The sequence below is a fragment of the Microbacterium sp. zg-Y1090 genome (assembly GCF_030246945.1).
In the GTDB taxonomy this organism is placed as follows: domain Bacteria; phylum Actinomycetota; class Actinomycetes; order Actinomycetales; family Microbacteriaceae; genus Microbacterium; species Microbacterium wangruii.
Map to the genome: position 1 here is coordinate 2187876 of NZ_CP126742.1, position 13313 is coordinate 2201188.

10 protein-coding genes are annotated in these 13313 nt (G+C 72.4%); 2 read left to right on the forward strand and 8 right to left on the reverse strand.

Annotation, left to right across the window (positions count from 1 at the left end):
* Positions 1-53: 53 nt before the first annotated feature.
* Both metE and QNO26_RS10425 read right to left on the reverse strand, forming a co-directional pair.
* Positions 54-2381, reverse strand: a complete 2328-nt coding sequence (gene metE / locus QNO26_RS10420) for a 5-methyltetrahydropteroyltriglutamate--homocysteine S-methyltransferase (RefSeq protein ID WP_257638253.1) — start codon at positions 2379-2381, stop codon at positions 54-56.
* The gene (locus tag QNO26_RS10425; RefSeq protein WP_257533197.1) at positions 2378-3337 is read right to left on the reverse strand and encodes a methylenetetrahydrofolate reductase; all 960 of its coding nucleotides are present in this window, start codon (positions 3335-3337) and stop codon (positions 2378-2380) included. Before QNO26_RS10425 ends, metE begins: the two co-directional genes overlap by 4 nt.
* Positions 3338-3537: 200 nt before the next feature.
* On the opposite strand from QNO26_RS10425, the gene QNO26_RS10430 reads away from it, so the two are divergent.
* On the forward strand, positions 3538-5454 hold the full coding sequence (locus QNO26_RS10430; RefSeq protein ID WP_257533199.1) for a S9 family peptidase: 1917 nt from the start codon (positions 3538-3540) through the stop codon (positions 5452-5454).
* A gap of 41 nt (positions 5455-5495) precedes the next feature.
* Here QNO26_RS10430 and hflX read toward each other — a convergent pair whose 3' ends face one another.
* Positions 5496-7049: a GTPase HflX gene (gene hflX, locus QNO26_RS10435; RefSeq protein ID WP_257533201.1), complete on the reverse strand. Its 1554-nt coding sequence runs from the start codon at positions 7047-7049 to the stop codon at positions 5496-5498.
* Between the two features lie 83 nt (positions 7050-7132).
* On the opposite strand from hflX, the gene QNO26_RS10440 reads away from it, so the two are divergent.
* Positions 7133-7774 (forward strand): class I SAM-dependent methyltransferase, encoded by a 642-nt coding sequence (locus QNO26_RS10440; protein WP_257533202.1) that lies wholly within the window; start codon positions 7133-7135, stop codon positions 7772-7774.
* Between the two features lie 17 nt (positions 7775-7791).
* Here QNO26_RS10440 and dapF read toward each other — a convergent pair whose 3' ends face one another.
* The 5 genes from dapF to recA all read right to left on the reverse strand — a co-directional run bounded on the left by dapF (position 7792) and on the right by recA (position 13180).
* The gene (gene dapF, locus QNO26_RS10445; RefSeq protein ID WP_257638251.1) at positions 7792-8667 is read right to left on the reverse strand and encodes a diaminopimelate epimerase; all 876 of its coding nucleotides are present in this window, start codon (positions 8665-8667) and stop codon (positions 7792-7794) included.
* Positions 8668-8676: 9 nt separating this feature from the next.
* A complete protein-coding gene (gene miaA / locus QNO26_RS10450; RefSeq protein ID WP_257638250.1) occupies positions 8677-9654 on the reverse strand; it encodes a tRNA (adenosine(37)-N6)-dimethylallyltransferase MiaA in 978 nt (325 codons plus the stop codon).
* On the reverse strand, positions 9647-11197 hold the full coding sequence (gene miaB, locus QNO26_RS10455; RefSeq protein ID WP_257533208.1) for a tRNA (N6-isopentenyl adenosine(37)-C2)-methylthiotransferase MiaB: 1551 nt from the start codon (positions 11195-11197) through the stop codon (positions 9647-9649). Before miaB ends, miaA begins: the two co-directional genes overlap by 8 nt.
* 79 nt (positions 11198-11276) lie before the next feature.
* Positions 11277-12128: a regulatory protein RecX gene (locus tag QNO26_RS10460; RefSeq protein ID WP_257533210.1), complete on the reverse strand. Its 852-nt coding sequence runs from the start codon at positions 12126-12128 to the stop codon at positions 11277-11279.
* Complete coding sequence (recA, locus tag QNO26_RS10465; RefSeq protein WP_257533211.1) at positions 12128-13180, reverse strand: recombinase RecA; 1053 nt, start codon at positions 13178-13180, stop codon at positions 12128-12130. The genes QNO26_RS10460 and recA overlap by 1 nt, the downstream gene beginning before the upstream one ends.
* Positions 13181-13313 lie beyond the last annotated feature (133 nt).

Sequence of the window (13313 nt, forward strand, 5' to 3'; positions counted from 1 at the left end):
ACGAGGGGATGCCGCACTGCCGCGGCATCCCCTCGTGCGTCCCCGCCGGGAGGTCAGGCCCGCACCGCCACCTCCTCGCGCACCACGCGCGCGGCTGAGACGAGGTTCTCCAGCGACGCGACCGTCTCGGCATAGCCGCGGGTCTTCAGTCCGCAGTCGGGGTTGACCCACACCTGGCCGATCGGCAGCTCGGTGACGGCGCGCCACAGGAGGCCCGCGATCTCGTCGACGGACGGCACCCGGGGCGAGTGGATGTCGTACACGCCTGGCCCGACGCCGCGCGCGAAGCCCGAGGAGCGGATGTCGCCGATCACCTCGCCACGGCTGCGGGCCGCTTCGATGGAGGTGACATCGGCGTCCAGCGCAGCGATCGCATCGATGACGACGGCGAACTCCGAATAGCACAGGTGCGTGTGCACCTGGGTGGCGGGGACGGCGCCCGCGGTGGCGAGACGGAACGCACCGACCGACCACTCCAGGTAGTGCGGCTGGTCGGCGCTCTTCAGCGGCAGCAGCTCGCGCAGGGCGGGCTCGTCCACCTGGATGATGCGGATGCCGGCCGCCTCGAGGTCGGCGATCTCATCGCGGAGGGCGAGCGCCACCTGGTCCGCGGTCTCGCCCAGCGGCTGATCGTCGCGCACGAACGACCACGCCAGAATGGTCACCGGCCCCGTCAGCATCCCCTTCACCGGAGCCGCGGTGAGGCTCTGGGCGTAGGCCGACCACCCCACGGTGATGGGGGCCGGCCGAGAGACGTCTCCCCACAGGATCGACGGGCGGGTGGCCCGCGATCCGTAGGACTGCACCCAGCCGTTGCGGGTGACGGCGAAGCCGTCGAGGTTCTCGGCGAAGTACTGCACCATGTCGTTGCGCTCCGCCTCGCCGTGCACCAGCACGTCCAGCCCCAGGCGCTCCTGCAGCTCGATCACCCGGCGGATCTCGTCGCGCAGGAAGCCGTCGTACTGCGCGGCGGTCAGTTCTCCACGCGCAGCGGCGGCGCGGGCACGGCGGATGTCGCCGGTCTGCGGGAAGGAGCCGATCGTCGTCGTCGGCAGCACGGGGAGTCCGAGCTCACGCTGCGCGGATTCCCGCGTGGCGGCTGCGGCCCGCGAGTAGTCGTCGGGACTCAGCGCCGCTGCTCGCGGCCGGACCGCCCCGTCGCGCACGCCGGGGGCGGCGTGCCGGTCGGCGAGCGCAGCGGATGCCGCCGCCAGCTCGTCGGCGATGCCCTCGCGCCCGACCTGCAGCCCCGTGGCGAGCGTGGCGACCTGCTGCACCTTCTGGTCGGCGAAGGCGAGCCAGGACACCAGGCGGGGATCGAGGTCGGGCTCATCCGCGACGTCGTGCGGCACATGCTGCAACGAGGTCGAGGTGCCTGCGGCGACGGCGCGGGCACCGAGGGCGCGCAGCGCGTCGAGTCGCTCCCAGGCGGCGGCGAGGTCGCCGCGCCACACGTTGCGGCCGTCGATGACGCCACCCACCAGCGTCTTGCCGTCGAGGCCGGGGGCGGGCTCCGGCACGCCGCCCCGGTGCAGGTCGAGCGCCACCGCCTCGATCGGAGCCGCGGCGAGCGCCCGCCACGCCTCGGCCGACAGCCGGCCGTAGCCGGCGGCGACAAGCACGGCGGGACGGTCGGCGGCGTCGCCGAGCAGCGCATAGGCGCGGGCCGCGGCTTCGGCGAGGGCGGCAGGCGACGCCGGCAGGCTCTCGCTCACCAGCGCCGGCTCGTCCAGCTGCACCCACTCCGCGCCCGCCGCGCGCAGGGCGGCGAGAAGCGCGCGGTACACCGGCAGCAGCTCGTCCAGGCGCGAGAGCGGGTCGAAGCCCTCGGGCGCGGCATCCGTCGCCTTGGCCAGGGCCAGCAGCGTCACCGGGCCCACGATCACGGGCCGGACGACCACCCCGTCGGCACGCGCTTCGGCGACCTGGCGCGCGAAGCGGTCGCTCGACAGCGCGAACCGCGTCTCGGGACCGATCTCGGGCACGAGGTAGTGGTAGTTGGTGTCGAACCACTTCGTCATCTCCAGCGGCGCACGCTCCCGGTCGCCGCGTGCCGCTGTGAAGTACGCCGTCAACGGGATCGTCCCGTCCGCGGCACGGAGGTCGGCGAACCGCTGCGGCAGCGCGCCCACCGTCGCGGCGGCGTCGAGCACCTGGTCGTAGAACGAGAAGGTGTCGGGGATGGCGGAGTCCCCGGCCCCCAGCCCGAGCGCTGCGAGGCGCCGGCGGGTGCGCCGACGCAGGTCGGCAGCCACCTGCTCGAGCCCTTCGAGATCCAGATCGCCGGCCCAGTGCGCCTCGACGGCGCGCTTGAGCTCGCGGCGCGGGCCGATGCGCGGGTAGCCGAGGATCGTACCGGCGGGGAACGTGGCGTCGGTCATGATGCGGTCTCCTTGTGTGGGGTGAGGATGCCGCCCTCGCGGAGGACGGACAGGACGGTCTCGTGGTCGTTGAAGGCGTAGAGGTGCACGCCGGGGGCGCCGCCGGCGACGACGGCGCGGGCGAGATCGGCGGCCGCTGCGATGCCGATGTCGCGCTGGCCTGCGGCCGACGGCTCGACCTCGAGCGCGATGGCCAGCTCAGACGGCAGGTCCTCGCCCGTCAGCTCCAGCACGCGACGCAGGCGTGCGGGCGAGGTGATCGGCATGATGCCGGGCAGCAACGGAATCGTCACCCCGGCCGCGCGCGCCCGGTCGACGAAGGCGAGGTAGACGTCGGGGTGGAAGAACAGCTGCGTGATCGCCAGCGTGGCCCCGGCGGCCTGCTTGGCCAGCAGCGCGTCGAGGTGCTGACCGGCGTGGCGAGACCGCGGGTGCCCCATCGGAAAGGCCGCGACGGCGATGTGCGCGCGCGGGCGCGGCGCGACGCGCGCTGCACCCGGCAGTCCCGGGATCGCATGTTCGGTGTACGGGGCGTGCTCGGCCTGCACCCGGTCGATGAGCTGCACGAGTTGTGCCGCGCTCTCGAGGTCGCCCAGGAAACGGTCGCCCTCGGCCGCCCCCGCGGGCGGGTCGCCGCGCAGCGCGAGGAAGCTCGTGATGTCGGCGTCGAGGAACTCGCGGATGAGTGCCGCGGCCCCGGCGTAGGTGTTGCCCACGCAGGTGAGATGGGCCAGGGGCTCGACGGCGGTCGTGCGGCGGATGTGGCGCAGCACCTCGAGGGAGTCTCCGCCGGTCGATCCCCCCGCCCCGTACGTCACCGACAGGAAACGGGGACCCGCGGCCGCCAGGCGTGCGATGGTCTCGCGCAGGTGGCCGGCGGCGGCGGCGGAGCGCGGCGGATACAGCTCGAACGAGAACGGCACGGTCGGTGCGCTCGCGTCGGGCGACAGGCTCATGGGGGCGTCCTCGGAGGTTCCGGGAATGCGGCCCGGACGGCCGCATCCACGCACAGCGTGCGTTTCTCGCGGGCGGGTGCCGGGCTCGGCTGTCGCTCCTGCCGCGCTCGGGGAGCCGGCGACGATGGGGCCACGGTAGCGACGCTCCCGTGCGTGCGCGACGGATGTGACGCACTGTGTCCCCGCGTAACGTTGTGCGCATGGTGGACGTTCTCCCGTACGGTTCCTGGCCATCCCCGCTCACGGCCGAGCAGGTCTCGGGCGCGGCGCCGCGCCTGGAGGGCGCGCGCTTCGTCGGCGACGAGGTGTGGTGGGGGGTGACGCTCCCCGCGGAAGGCGGCCGCACGGCCGTGCGCCGGCGGCGGGCCGACGGGACGGCGGCCGACGTGCTGCCGGCGCCCTGGAACGCACGCTCGCGGGTGCACGAGTACGGCGGCGGAGCTTGGACGGCCTCCCCTGAGGGCACCCTCTACTTCGTGGAGAAGACCGATCAGCGTGTCTACGCGGTGCGCCCCGGCGCCGACCCCGAGCCCCTGACCCCGGCCGACGGCGATGTGCGTCACGGCGGGCTGAGCTGGCAGGCCGGCACCCTGCTCGCGGTGCGCGAGGACCACACCGCACCCGGGGTCCCGCGACGCGCGATCGTCGCGATCCCCGTGGACGGCGGCGCGGTGATCGAGCTCGCCGGGGGCAGCGACTTCGTCGTGCATCCTGCGCTCAGCCCCGATCGCCGCCATCTCGCCTGGGTCGGCTGGAATCACCCCGACATGCCGTGGGACCGCGCCCGACTGTATGTCGCGGAGATGGAGGCCGGCGTCGCGGTGCGGCCCGTGGTGCTGACCGACGGCGAGACCTCACCGCTGCAGCCGGTGTGGACCGATGAGCGGCACCTGCTCTTCAGCGACGACCCCACCGGCCGCTGGAACCTGTGGCGACGCGACGTGCTCGACGACGCCCCCGCCCAGCCGGTCGCCCCGGCCGACGCCGACACCGGCGGACCGGTGTGGGTGCTCGGTCAGCGCTGGTTCGCGCCGTTGCCCGATGGGCGCATCGTGGCGGTGCGCACGCACGGCGGCGACGACGTCGTGCTCATCGATGCGCACGGCGCCGCGCAGAGTCTCGGTCTGCCGCTGACGGCGGGCGTGTCGGTCGAGGACGTCGCCGGGACGCGCGTGCTGCTGACCGGAGCCGGCATCGACACCCCCGCCGGACTGTGGCTCGTCGACGTCGACGAGCCGGCCGCCGCGCAGGCGCTCGTCGGCGGCGAGCCCGCCTGGGCGCCGGAGTGGACCCCGATCCCCCGCGCGGTGACGGTGGAGGGCCCGCACGGCCCGGTGCACGCGTTCGACTACCCGCCCACCCACCCCGGTGTCGTCGCCCCCGACGGGGAGCTGCCGCCCTACGTGGTGTTCGTGCACGGCGGGCCCACCGCCCACGTCGCCGCCGCCGCATCGGGCAGGATCGCCTACCTCACCAGCCGAGGGATCGGCGTGCTCGATGTCAACTACGGCGGCTCCAGCGGCTATGGCCGCGCGTACCGCGAACGCCTGCGCGGCCAGTGGGGCGTCGTCGACGTCGACGATGTGGCTGCCGCAGCCCAGGGCCTGGCCGACGCCGGGCGGGCGGATGCCGCGCGCCTGGCGATCGCCGGCGGTTCGGCCGGCGGGTGGACGGTGCTGTCGGCGCTCGTGGGCACCGATGTGTTCTCGGCGGGCATCTCCCGCTACGGCGTCGGCGATGCCCGCACCCTCGCCGAGGACACGCACGACTTCGAGGCGCGTTACCTCGACGGACTGATCGGCCCGCTCCCGGAGGCCGAGGCGGTGTACGTCGAGCGGTCGCCGCTGAGCCGGTCGGATCGCTTCCGCGTGCCGGTGCTGCTGCTGCAGGGCGCCGAGGACGAGGTGGTGCCCCCGTCGCAGTCCGAGGCGATACGCGACGCGCTCGCCTCCCGCGGCATCCCCCACGCCTACGTCCTCTACGAGGGCGAGGGCCATGGGTTCCGGCGTGCGGAGACCGTGGTGCATGCGCTCGAGTCCGAGCTCGCGTTCCTCGGGCAGGTGTTCGGGTTCGCCACCCCGGGTGTCCCGCCGCTCGAGCTGACGCGGGCGGACTGACAAGTGGGGGCCGCCATCACGGCGGGCCCCCACTCCTCAGGTCAGGCGTCGGTGCGGAACCGCTCCAGCTCGGCGGCCAGTCGCGGCGACACGTGCGCGTGCAGGGCGGTGCCCTCCTCCTCGTGCGACTGCGCGACGATGTGGCCGGTCTCGTGCGCGGCCGAGACGAGGTCGCCCCGGTCGTAGGGAACGAGCGCGTGCACTTCGACCGCCGGCAGCGGCAGAGCCGCTTCGACGACGGTGCGCAGTTCGTCCACGCCCTCGCCGGTGCGCGAGGAGACGAAGAGGGCGTCGGGCACGAGTCCGCGCAGCACGAGACGGGTGTCGTCGTCGACGAGGTCGGCCTTGTTGAACACGACGATCTCGCGGATGTCGCGCGCGCCCACGTCGCCGATCACGTCACGGACCGTGGCGATCTGGCTGGCGGGGTCGGGGTGCGAGGCATCCACCACGTGCAGGATGACGTCGGAGCCCGACACCTCCTCGAGCGTGGAGCGGAACGCCTCGACGAGCTGGTGCGGCAGGTTGCGCACGAAGCCGACGGTGTCGGTGAGGGTGTACACGCGACCGTCAGCCGTCTCCGACCGGCGCACGGTGGCGTCCAGCGTCGCGAACAGCGCGTTCTCGACGAGCACGCCCGCGCTCGTGAGCCGGTTGAGCAGGCTCGACTTGCCGGCGTTGGTGTAGCCGGCGATCGCGACGGAAGGGATCGTGTTGCGCTTGCGCTCTGCGCGCTTCGCGTCGCGCGCAGGGCCGAAGTCGCGGATCTGCCGGCGCAGCTGCGCCATGCGGGTGCGGATGCGCCGACGGTCGAGCTCGATCTTCGTCTCACCGGGTCCGCGCGAGCCCATGCCGGCGCCGCCGGCGCCCACCTGGCCACCGGCCTGGCGGCTCATCGAATCGCCCCAGCCGCGCAGGCGCGGCAGCAGGTACTCGAGCTGCGCGAGTTCGACCTGCGCCTTGCCCTCGCGGCTCTTGGCGTGCTGGCTGAAGATGTCGAGGATCACCGTCGTACGGTCGATCACCTTGACCTTCACGACGTCTTCCAGGGCACGGCGCTGGCTGGGCGCCAGCTCGGTGTCGGCGATGACGGTGTCGGCGCCGACCGCGGCGACGATGTCACGCAGCTCCTGCGCCTTGCCCCGGCCGACGTAGGTCGCCGGGTCGGGGTGGGGGCGCCGCTGCAGCACGCCGTCGAGCACGACCGCACCGGCCGTCTCGGAGAGGGCCGCCAGCTCGCGCAGCGAGTTCTCGGCATCCTCCTGCGAGCCCTGGGGGTAGACGCCGACGAGGACGACGTTCTCCAGCCGCAGCTGGCGGTACTCGACCTCGGTGACGTCCTCGAGCTCGGTCGACAGCCCGGGCACGCGACGCAGCGCCGCGCGCTCCTCGCGATCCCACTGCTCGCCGTCGCCGTCGCCATAGGCGGTCGAGGCGTCCTGCAGCGCCTGCGCGGCACCCAGCGGGTGACCGTCGGCACGGTCGCCGAACGTGCTGACCTTCACTCCCGGGCGCGCCTCAGCGCGCGCCAGCACCCTGTCCACCGGGTCTACCGGGGTGTGATCGGGGCTTTCGGGCGTGGTGGTGTCTGTCATGGATTCCTTTCGGGAGACCGCAGGGGCGGCATCCTCAAACTCTAGCTTTCCGCGCTGCGCGCGGCCTCCGCTACGCTCGCAGGATGGGGAACGATCACTACTTCAGTGCCTCCCCGTCCAGTTCCGATGATCTCCGTCGCATCCGGGTGACCCTGTCCGACCGCGCCGTGGACGTCATGACTGCGGGCGGGGTGTTCAGCCCGGGACATGTGGACTCGGGGACAGCGGTGCTGCTGACCAACACTCCGCCGCCTCCGCCCGGCGGGCACCTGCTCGACCTCGGCTGCGGATGGGGTCCCATCGCGCTGTCGCTGGCCATGGACGCGCCCCACGCGACCGTCTGGGCCGTCGACGTCAACGAGCGGGCGCTCGATCTCGTTCGCCGCAACGCGGAGGCATTGGGGCTTGACAACATCAACGCCGTGCAGCCGGGAGATGTTCCCGACGACGTCGTGTTCCGCACCATCCGCTCCAACCCGCCGATCCGCGTCGGCAAGAGCGTGCTGCACGACATGCTGCAGCAGTGGATCCCCCGGCTCGGTGAACGCAGCGACGCGTGGCTCGTCGTGCAGCGCAACCTGGGATCCGATTCGCTGCAGCGGTGGCTGGATGCCACCTTCGCCGACGGCTACAGCGTGCACCGGGCTGCCACGGCCAAGGGTTTCCGCGTCCTAAAGGTGCGGCGACACGGGACCCCGCCGACGGCGGAGATCTCCCTGCCCTGAGGCGGTCGCCGCGCAGGTCAGGCGAGTGTGACCTCGCCGGTGAACACCAGCGTGGCCGGCCCCGACAGCAGCACGTGCTCGCCGTCGTCGTCGGTGCGCACCCGCACGCCCAGCGTGCCGCCGGGCACGTCGACCTGCCAGGCGTCGGGCGCCGCAGCGCCCGCCCACAGCCGCACCGCGAGGGCCGCGGCGGCCACACCGGTGCCGCAGCTGAGCGTCTCGCCCACGCCGCGCTCGAACACGCGCATCGTGATCGCACCCACACCGCCGCGCACGAGCGGGTCGGCGGGGACGACGAACTCGATGTTCGCGCCGTCGCGGGGCTCCGGGTCCAGCAGTGGCTGCACCGTGAGGTCGAGGCCTTCGAGCTCGCGCCGGGTGGGCAGGGCGACCACCACGTGCGGGTTTCCGACGTCGATCCCCTGGCCAGGGCGGGCCACATCGAGCCCCCGTGCGCGCACGAGCACGTCGCCGTCCTCGGCCCGCCACACGCCGAGGTCGACTTCGAAGCCGTCCGCCGACCGGGTGACCCGCTTCACGCCCGCCCGCGTGCCGATGTCGAGATGGCCGGCGTCGGGCAGTGCCGCCAGCCCGGTGTCGACGAGGTAGCGGGTGAACACGCGCACGCCGTTGCCGCACATCTCCGCGATGGAGCCGTCGGCGTTGCGGTAGTCCATGAACCACTCCGCACCGGATGCCGCCGCCTGGTGTCCCGCAGGCAGCGCAGCCGACCGCACGACGCGGAGGATGCCGTCGCCGCCGATGCCGAAGCGCCGGTCGCACAGCACGGCGACCTGGTCGTCGGAAAGGTCCAGGGCGCCATCGGGGTCGGCGATGATCACGAAGTCGTTGCCGGTGCCGTGGCCTTTGGTGAACGGGAGGGTCTGCGGCATCCGGCCAGTCTATTCGAGGCCCGTGCCGGCCCCTCCGCCCCGGTCGATCGTCGGCGAAGCCCAGCCGGGGGATTCTTCCAGCGCGGCGGCGTCGGCGTCGGGACCGACCCAGGTGACGTCGGCATAGCGACGGAACCACGACACCTGCCGCCGGGCGTACCGCCGGGTCAGCGCCTGCGTCTGCGCGATCGCCTCCGCCTCGGCGAGGTCTCCGTCCAACTGCCCGAGAGCCTGCGCGTAGCCGATGGCGCGCCGGGCGGTCACACCGTCTTCGAGGCCCGCAGCGCGCAGCGCCGCCACCTCACCCACCAGGCCGTCGCGCCACATGCCCTCCACCCGCGCATCGAGCCTGGCCACCAGCTCGTCGCGCGGCATCTGCACGCCGACGATGCGCGTCGGCTCGTGCCACAGGACGGGGGTCTCCGGCAGGGCCGCGCCGTGGGTCGCCTCGCCCTGTTCCAGCACCTCGAGCGCGCGCACGATACGTCGGCCGTTGCGGGGATCAACCCGTTCGGCGGTCAGCGGGTCGATGTCGCGCAGCCGGGCGTACAGTGCGCCGGGTCCGGTCTCGTCGAGCTCGCGCTCCAACCGTGCGCGCACGGCGGGGTCACGCGGCGGAAAGCGGAAGTCGTAGAGGACGCTGGAGACATACAGGCCTGAACCGCCCACCAGGATCGCGTCGGCGCCCCTGCCGTGGATGGCGGTGACGGCGGCACGCGCAGCGTCCTGGTACCACGCGACAGCCGCATCCTCGGCCGGCTCCAGCACGTCGAACAGGTGATGCGGGATGCCGCGCCTCTCCGCGACGGGGAGTTTCGCGGTGCCGATGTCCATGCCTCGGTACAGCTGCATGGCATCGGCGTTGACGATCTCCGCCGGACGGCCGCGTGCGGCAAGAGCCTCGACGAGGTCGAGCGAGAGGGCGGTCTTGCCGGTGCCGGTGGCGCCGATGACCGCCCACAGGGCCGGAGCAGACGGGTCAGACACCGACGCGCAGCGTGGGCAGTCCCAGCGATATCGCTCGGGGCGCGCCGTTCTCGCCGGCCGGCGCGGGTACGGCGCACGACTCCGCCTGCGCGCGGTCCCACGCGTCGCCGGCGCGGGTGCGGCGGATGCGCAGCGGCGCCCCGTCGGGAGCGTCGGCGAGCAGGTGGAAGGGCGCAGCGTGCGTGATGACGACCGACACGACGTCGCCCGGACGCGGTGTCTGCGACTGCGCAGTCACCTCGAAGTGCACGAGGCGGTTGTCCTCGGCACGACCGGTGAGCCGATGCGTCGCGGCGTCCTTCTTGCCCTCGCCGGTGGACACCAGCACGTGCACCTCGCGCCCGACCTGCGCCTGGTTCTCCTCGAGGCTGATGCGCTCCTGCAGTGCGATGAGCCGGTCGTAGCGCTCCTGCACGACGTGCTTCGGCACCTGGTCGGGCATGGTGGCGGCCGGGGTGCCCTCGCGGATGGAGTACTGGAAGGTGAACGCGCTGGCGAAGCGCGCCTGCTCGACGACGCGCATGGTGTCCTCGAAGTCCTCGTCGGTCTCGCCCGGGAAGCCCACGATGATGTCCGTGGAGATCGCCGCGTGCGGCATCCGCTCGCGCACCCGGTCGAGAATCCCGAGGAAACGCTCCGAACGGTAGGACCGCCGCATGGCCTTCAGGACGCGATCGCTGCCCGACTGCAGCGGCATGTGCAGCTGCGGCATGACCGCGGGGGTCTCGGCCATGGCAGCGATGACGTCGTCGGTGAAGGCGGCGGGGTGAGGGCTGGTGAAGCGGATGCGCTCGAGCCCCGGGATCTCTCCCGCCGCGCGCAGCAGCTTGCCGAACGCCTGGCGGTCGCCGAACTCCACGCCGTACGAATTGACGTTCTGTCCGAGCAGCGTCACCTCGATCGCGCCGTCATCGACGAGCAGGCGGATCTCGTTGAGGATGTCCCCTGGCCTGCGGTCCTTCTCCTTGCCGCGCAGGCTCGGGACGATGCAGAACGTGCAGGTGTTGTTGCAGCCCACCGAGATGGAGACCCACCCGCTGTGCACGGCGTCGCGCTTGGTCGGCAAGGTGGAGGGGAACACTTCGAGCGACTCGAGGATCTCGAGCTCGGCCTCGCCGTTGTGCCTGGCACGCTCGAGCAGGCTCGGCAGCGAGCCCATATTGTGCGTGCCGAAGACGACATCGACCCAGGGGGCCTTGCGCTGCACGGTCTCCTTGTCCATCTGCGCAAGGCAGCCGCCGACGGCGATCTGCATGCCCTCGTGCTTGTCCTTGCGGGACTTCAAGTGTCCGAGCGTGCCGTACAGCTTGCCTGCGGCGTTGTCGCGCACGGCGCAGGTGTTGATCACGACGACATCGGCTTCGCCGCCATCCTCGGCACGCACGTAGCCGGCGCTCTCCAGCGAACCCGACAGCCGCTCGGAGTCGTGCACGTTCATCTGACAGCCGAACGTGCGCACCTCGTACGTGCGGGGACGACCGTCGGCCGTGTGTGCGGCGGGTGACGGCGCGATGAGTGTGGGGGCGGCGGAGGGCGAGCTCATGATCTGTTCATTGTAGGTTCCCGCGCCGAGCGCGAGCCGGGCAGTCCGCACCCTGTGCTGCTGCCACGGAGCGGAGGGATCAGCGGAAGCGGACGCCGCCGCCACCACCCGAACGATTCTCCGCGATCGCCGCCCGCGCCGCCGTCGCGGCGACGGAGCCGGGGTAGCCGCGACGGGCCAGCTGGCCCATGAGCCTGCGCAGCGCGGTGTCGTCGTCGACATGAGCCAGCTGGCGCGCCTTGGTGCGCGCGAACTCGAGCGCACGCTCGGCGTCGTCGTCGGGCTGCTCGCTCAGCGCCGCATCGACGACCTCGCGCGGGATGCCGCGGGCTGAGAGCGTCTGCGCGATCGCCCGCCGGCCCTGCCCCTTGCGCTCGGTGCCGGTGTGGATGAGCTGTTCCGCCAGTCGCTCGTCATCGAGGTAGCCACGACGCAGGCAATCGTCGAGGAGCTGCTCGATCTCGTCGGCGGGGAGCTCCTGCGACACCAGAGCGGTGCGCGCCTCGGACACGGACAACTGCCGGGTGCGCAGCTTCTTCAGGAGCATCCGCTCTGCCGCGGCCACCCGCTCCGCCGGATCGGGCTGCGCGTCATCGCGGGCGTCGTCCGGGCGCTCGGCCGCGAAGCGCCGTTCCCGGGCACCGCCGGGTCCCCCGTCGTGCCAGGTCGAGCGCCACCGCGGCACGAGGTCGATCGGCGCGCTCACCTCGTGGTCTGCAGCGGCGCCCGCCGGATCGCCGACCACCGAGAGACCCGCGTCGGTCGACGCCGCCGCGGCGCGCGGCTCCCGCCCGGCCCGTGCGCCGATCGCCGTCGGCATCGCCGAGCCGGCCGGGTGACGCGACGGGCGGTGCGCGCCGAACAGCGGGATGACGGGGGCGACCCCTTCGGCGTCCTCCGGGACGCCCCCGTCGCTCTCGAAACGGACCATCAGGCCGGGCGGCGTGCCGCGAGCTCGTCGGACGCCGGCTCTTCGACGGCCTTGGGCTGTCCGATGCCGAGCTTCTGCTTGATCTTCGTCTCGATGTCCAGGGCCATGTCGGGGTTGCGCAGCAGGAAGTTGCGCGCGTTCTCCTTGCCCTGACCGAGCTGGTCACCCTCGTAGGTGTACCAGGCACCGGACTTCTTGACGATCGCGTGCTCGACACCGAAGTCGATGAGACTTCCCTCGCGGGAGATCCCCGTGCCGTACAGGATGTCGAACTCGGCCTGCTTGAACGGCGGAGCCATCTTGTTCTTGACCACCTTGACGCGGGTACGGTTTCCCACCGCGTCGGTGCCGTCCTTGAGCGTCTCGATGCGCCGGATGTCCAACCGCACCGACGCGTAGAACTTCAGCGCCTTGCCGCCGGCGGTGGTCTCGGGCGAGCCGAAGAACACGCCGATCTTCTCGCGCAGCTGGTTGATGAAGATCATCGTGGTGTTGGTCTGGTTGAGACCACCCGTGAGCTTGCGCAGCGCCTGCGACATCAGTCGTGCCTGCAGGCCGACGTGCGAGTCGCCCATCTCGCCTTCGATCTCGGCCTTCGGCACCAGCGCGGCGACCGAGTCGATCACGACGAGGTCGATGGCGCCCGAGCGCACGAGCATGTCGGCGATCTCGAGCGCCTGCTCGCCGGTGTCGGGCTGGGAGACCAGCAGCTGGTCGATGTCGACGCCGAGCTTCTGCGCGTAGTCGGGGTCGAGCGCGTGCTCCGCGTCGATGAAGGCGGCGATGCCGCCCGCACGCTGAGCGTTGGCGATGGCGTGCAGCGTCAGGGTCGTCTTACCCGACGACTCCGGGCCGTAGATCTCGATGATGCGGCCGCGAGGCAGTCCACCCACGCCGAGGGCGACGTCGAGGGCGATGGAGCCGGTGGGGATGACGGCGACCGGTGCGCGGTCGTCGCTGCCCAGCCGCATGACGGAGCCCTTTCCGAACTGCCGGTCGATCTGGGAGAGGGCCGATTCGAGGGCCTTCTCGCGGTCAGCGGGTGATGGCATGACGTGCTCTTTTCTGCTCGCGGTCGGTCGCCTGTAGGCTGCCGCGCTCCGCCCCGGAGGGGAGGATGCTGCGACAAGGCGTGTGGTGTGCGATGACGTGTTCCACGCTACGGAGGGCCTCCGACATTGCGTC

Coding starts and splice junctions, on each gene's coding strand:
- miaB (WP_257533208.1), bottom strand. CDS start 11,197: ATGAGCTCGCCCTCCGCCGCCCCCACACTCATCGCGCCGTCACCCGCC.
- QNO26_RS10425 (WP_257533197.1), bottom strand. CDS start 3,337: ATGAGCCTGTCGCCCGACGCGAGCGCACCGACCGTGCCGTTCTCGTTC.
- recA (WP_257533211.1), bottom strand. CDS start 13,180: ATGCCATCACCCGCTGACCGCGAGAAGGCCCTCGAATCGGCCCTCTCC.
- QNO26_RS10440 (WP_257533202.1), top strand. CDS start 7,133: ATGGGGAACGATCACTACTTCAGTGCCTCCCCGTCCAGTTCCGATGAT.
- hflX (WP_257533201.1), bottom strand. CDS start 7,049: ATGACAGACACCACCACGCCCGAAAGCCCCGATCACACCCCGGTAGAC.
- dapF (WP_257638251.1), bottom strand. CDS start 8,667: ATGCCGCAGACCCTCCCGTTCACCAAAGGCCACGGCACCGGCAACGAC.
- metE (WP_257638253.1), bottom strand. CDS start 2,381: ATGACCGACGCCACGTTCCCCGCCGGTACGATCCTCGGCTACCCGCGC.
- QNO26_RS10430 (WP_257533199.1), top strand. CDS start 3,538: ATGGTGGACGTTCTCCCGTACGGTTCCTGGCCATCCCCGCTCACGGCC.
- QNO26_RS10460 (WP_257533210.1), bottom strand. CDS start 12,128: ATGGTCCGTTTCGAGAGCGACGGGGGCGTCCCGGAGGACGCCGAAGGG.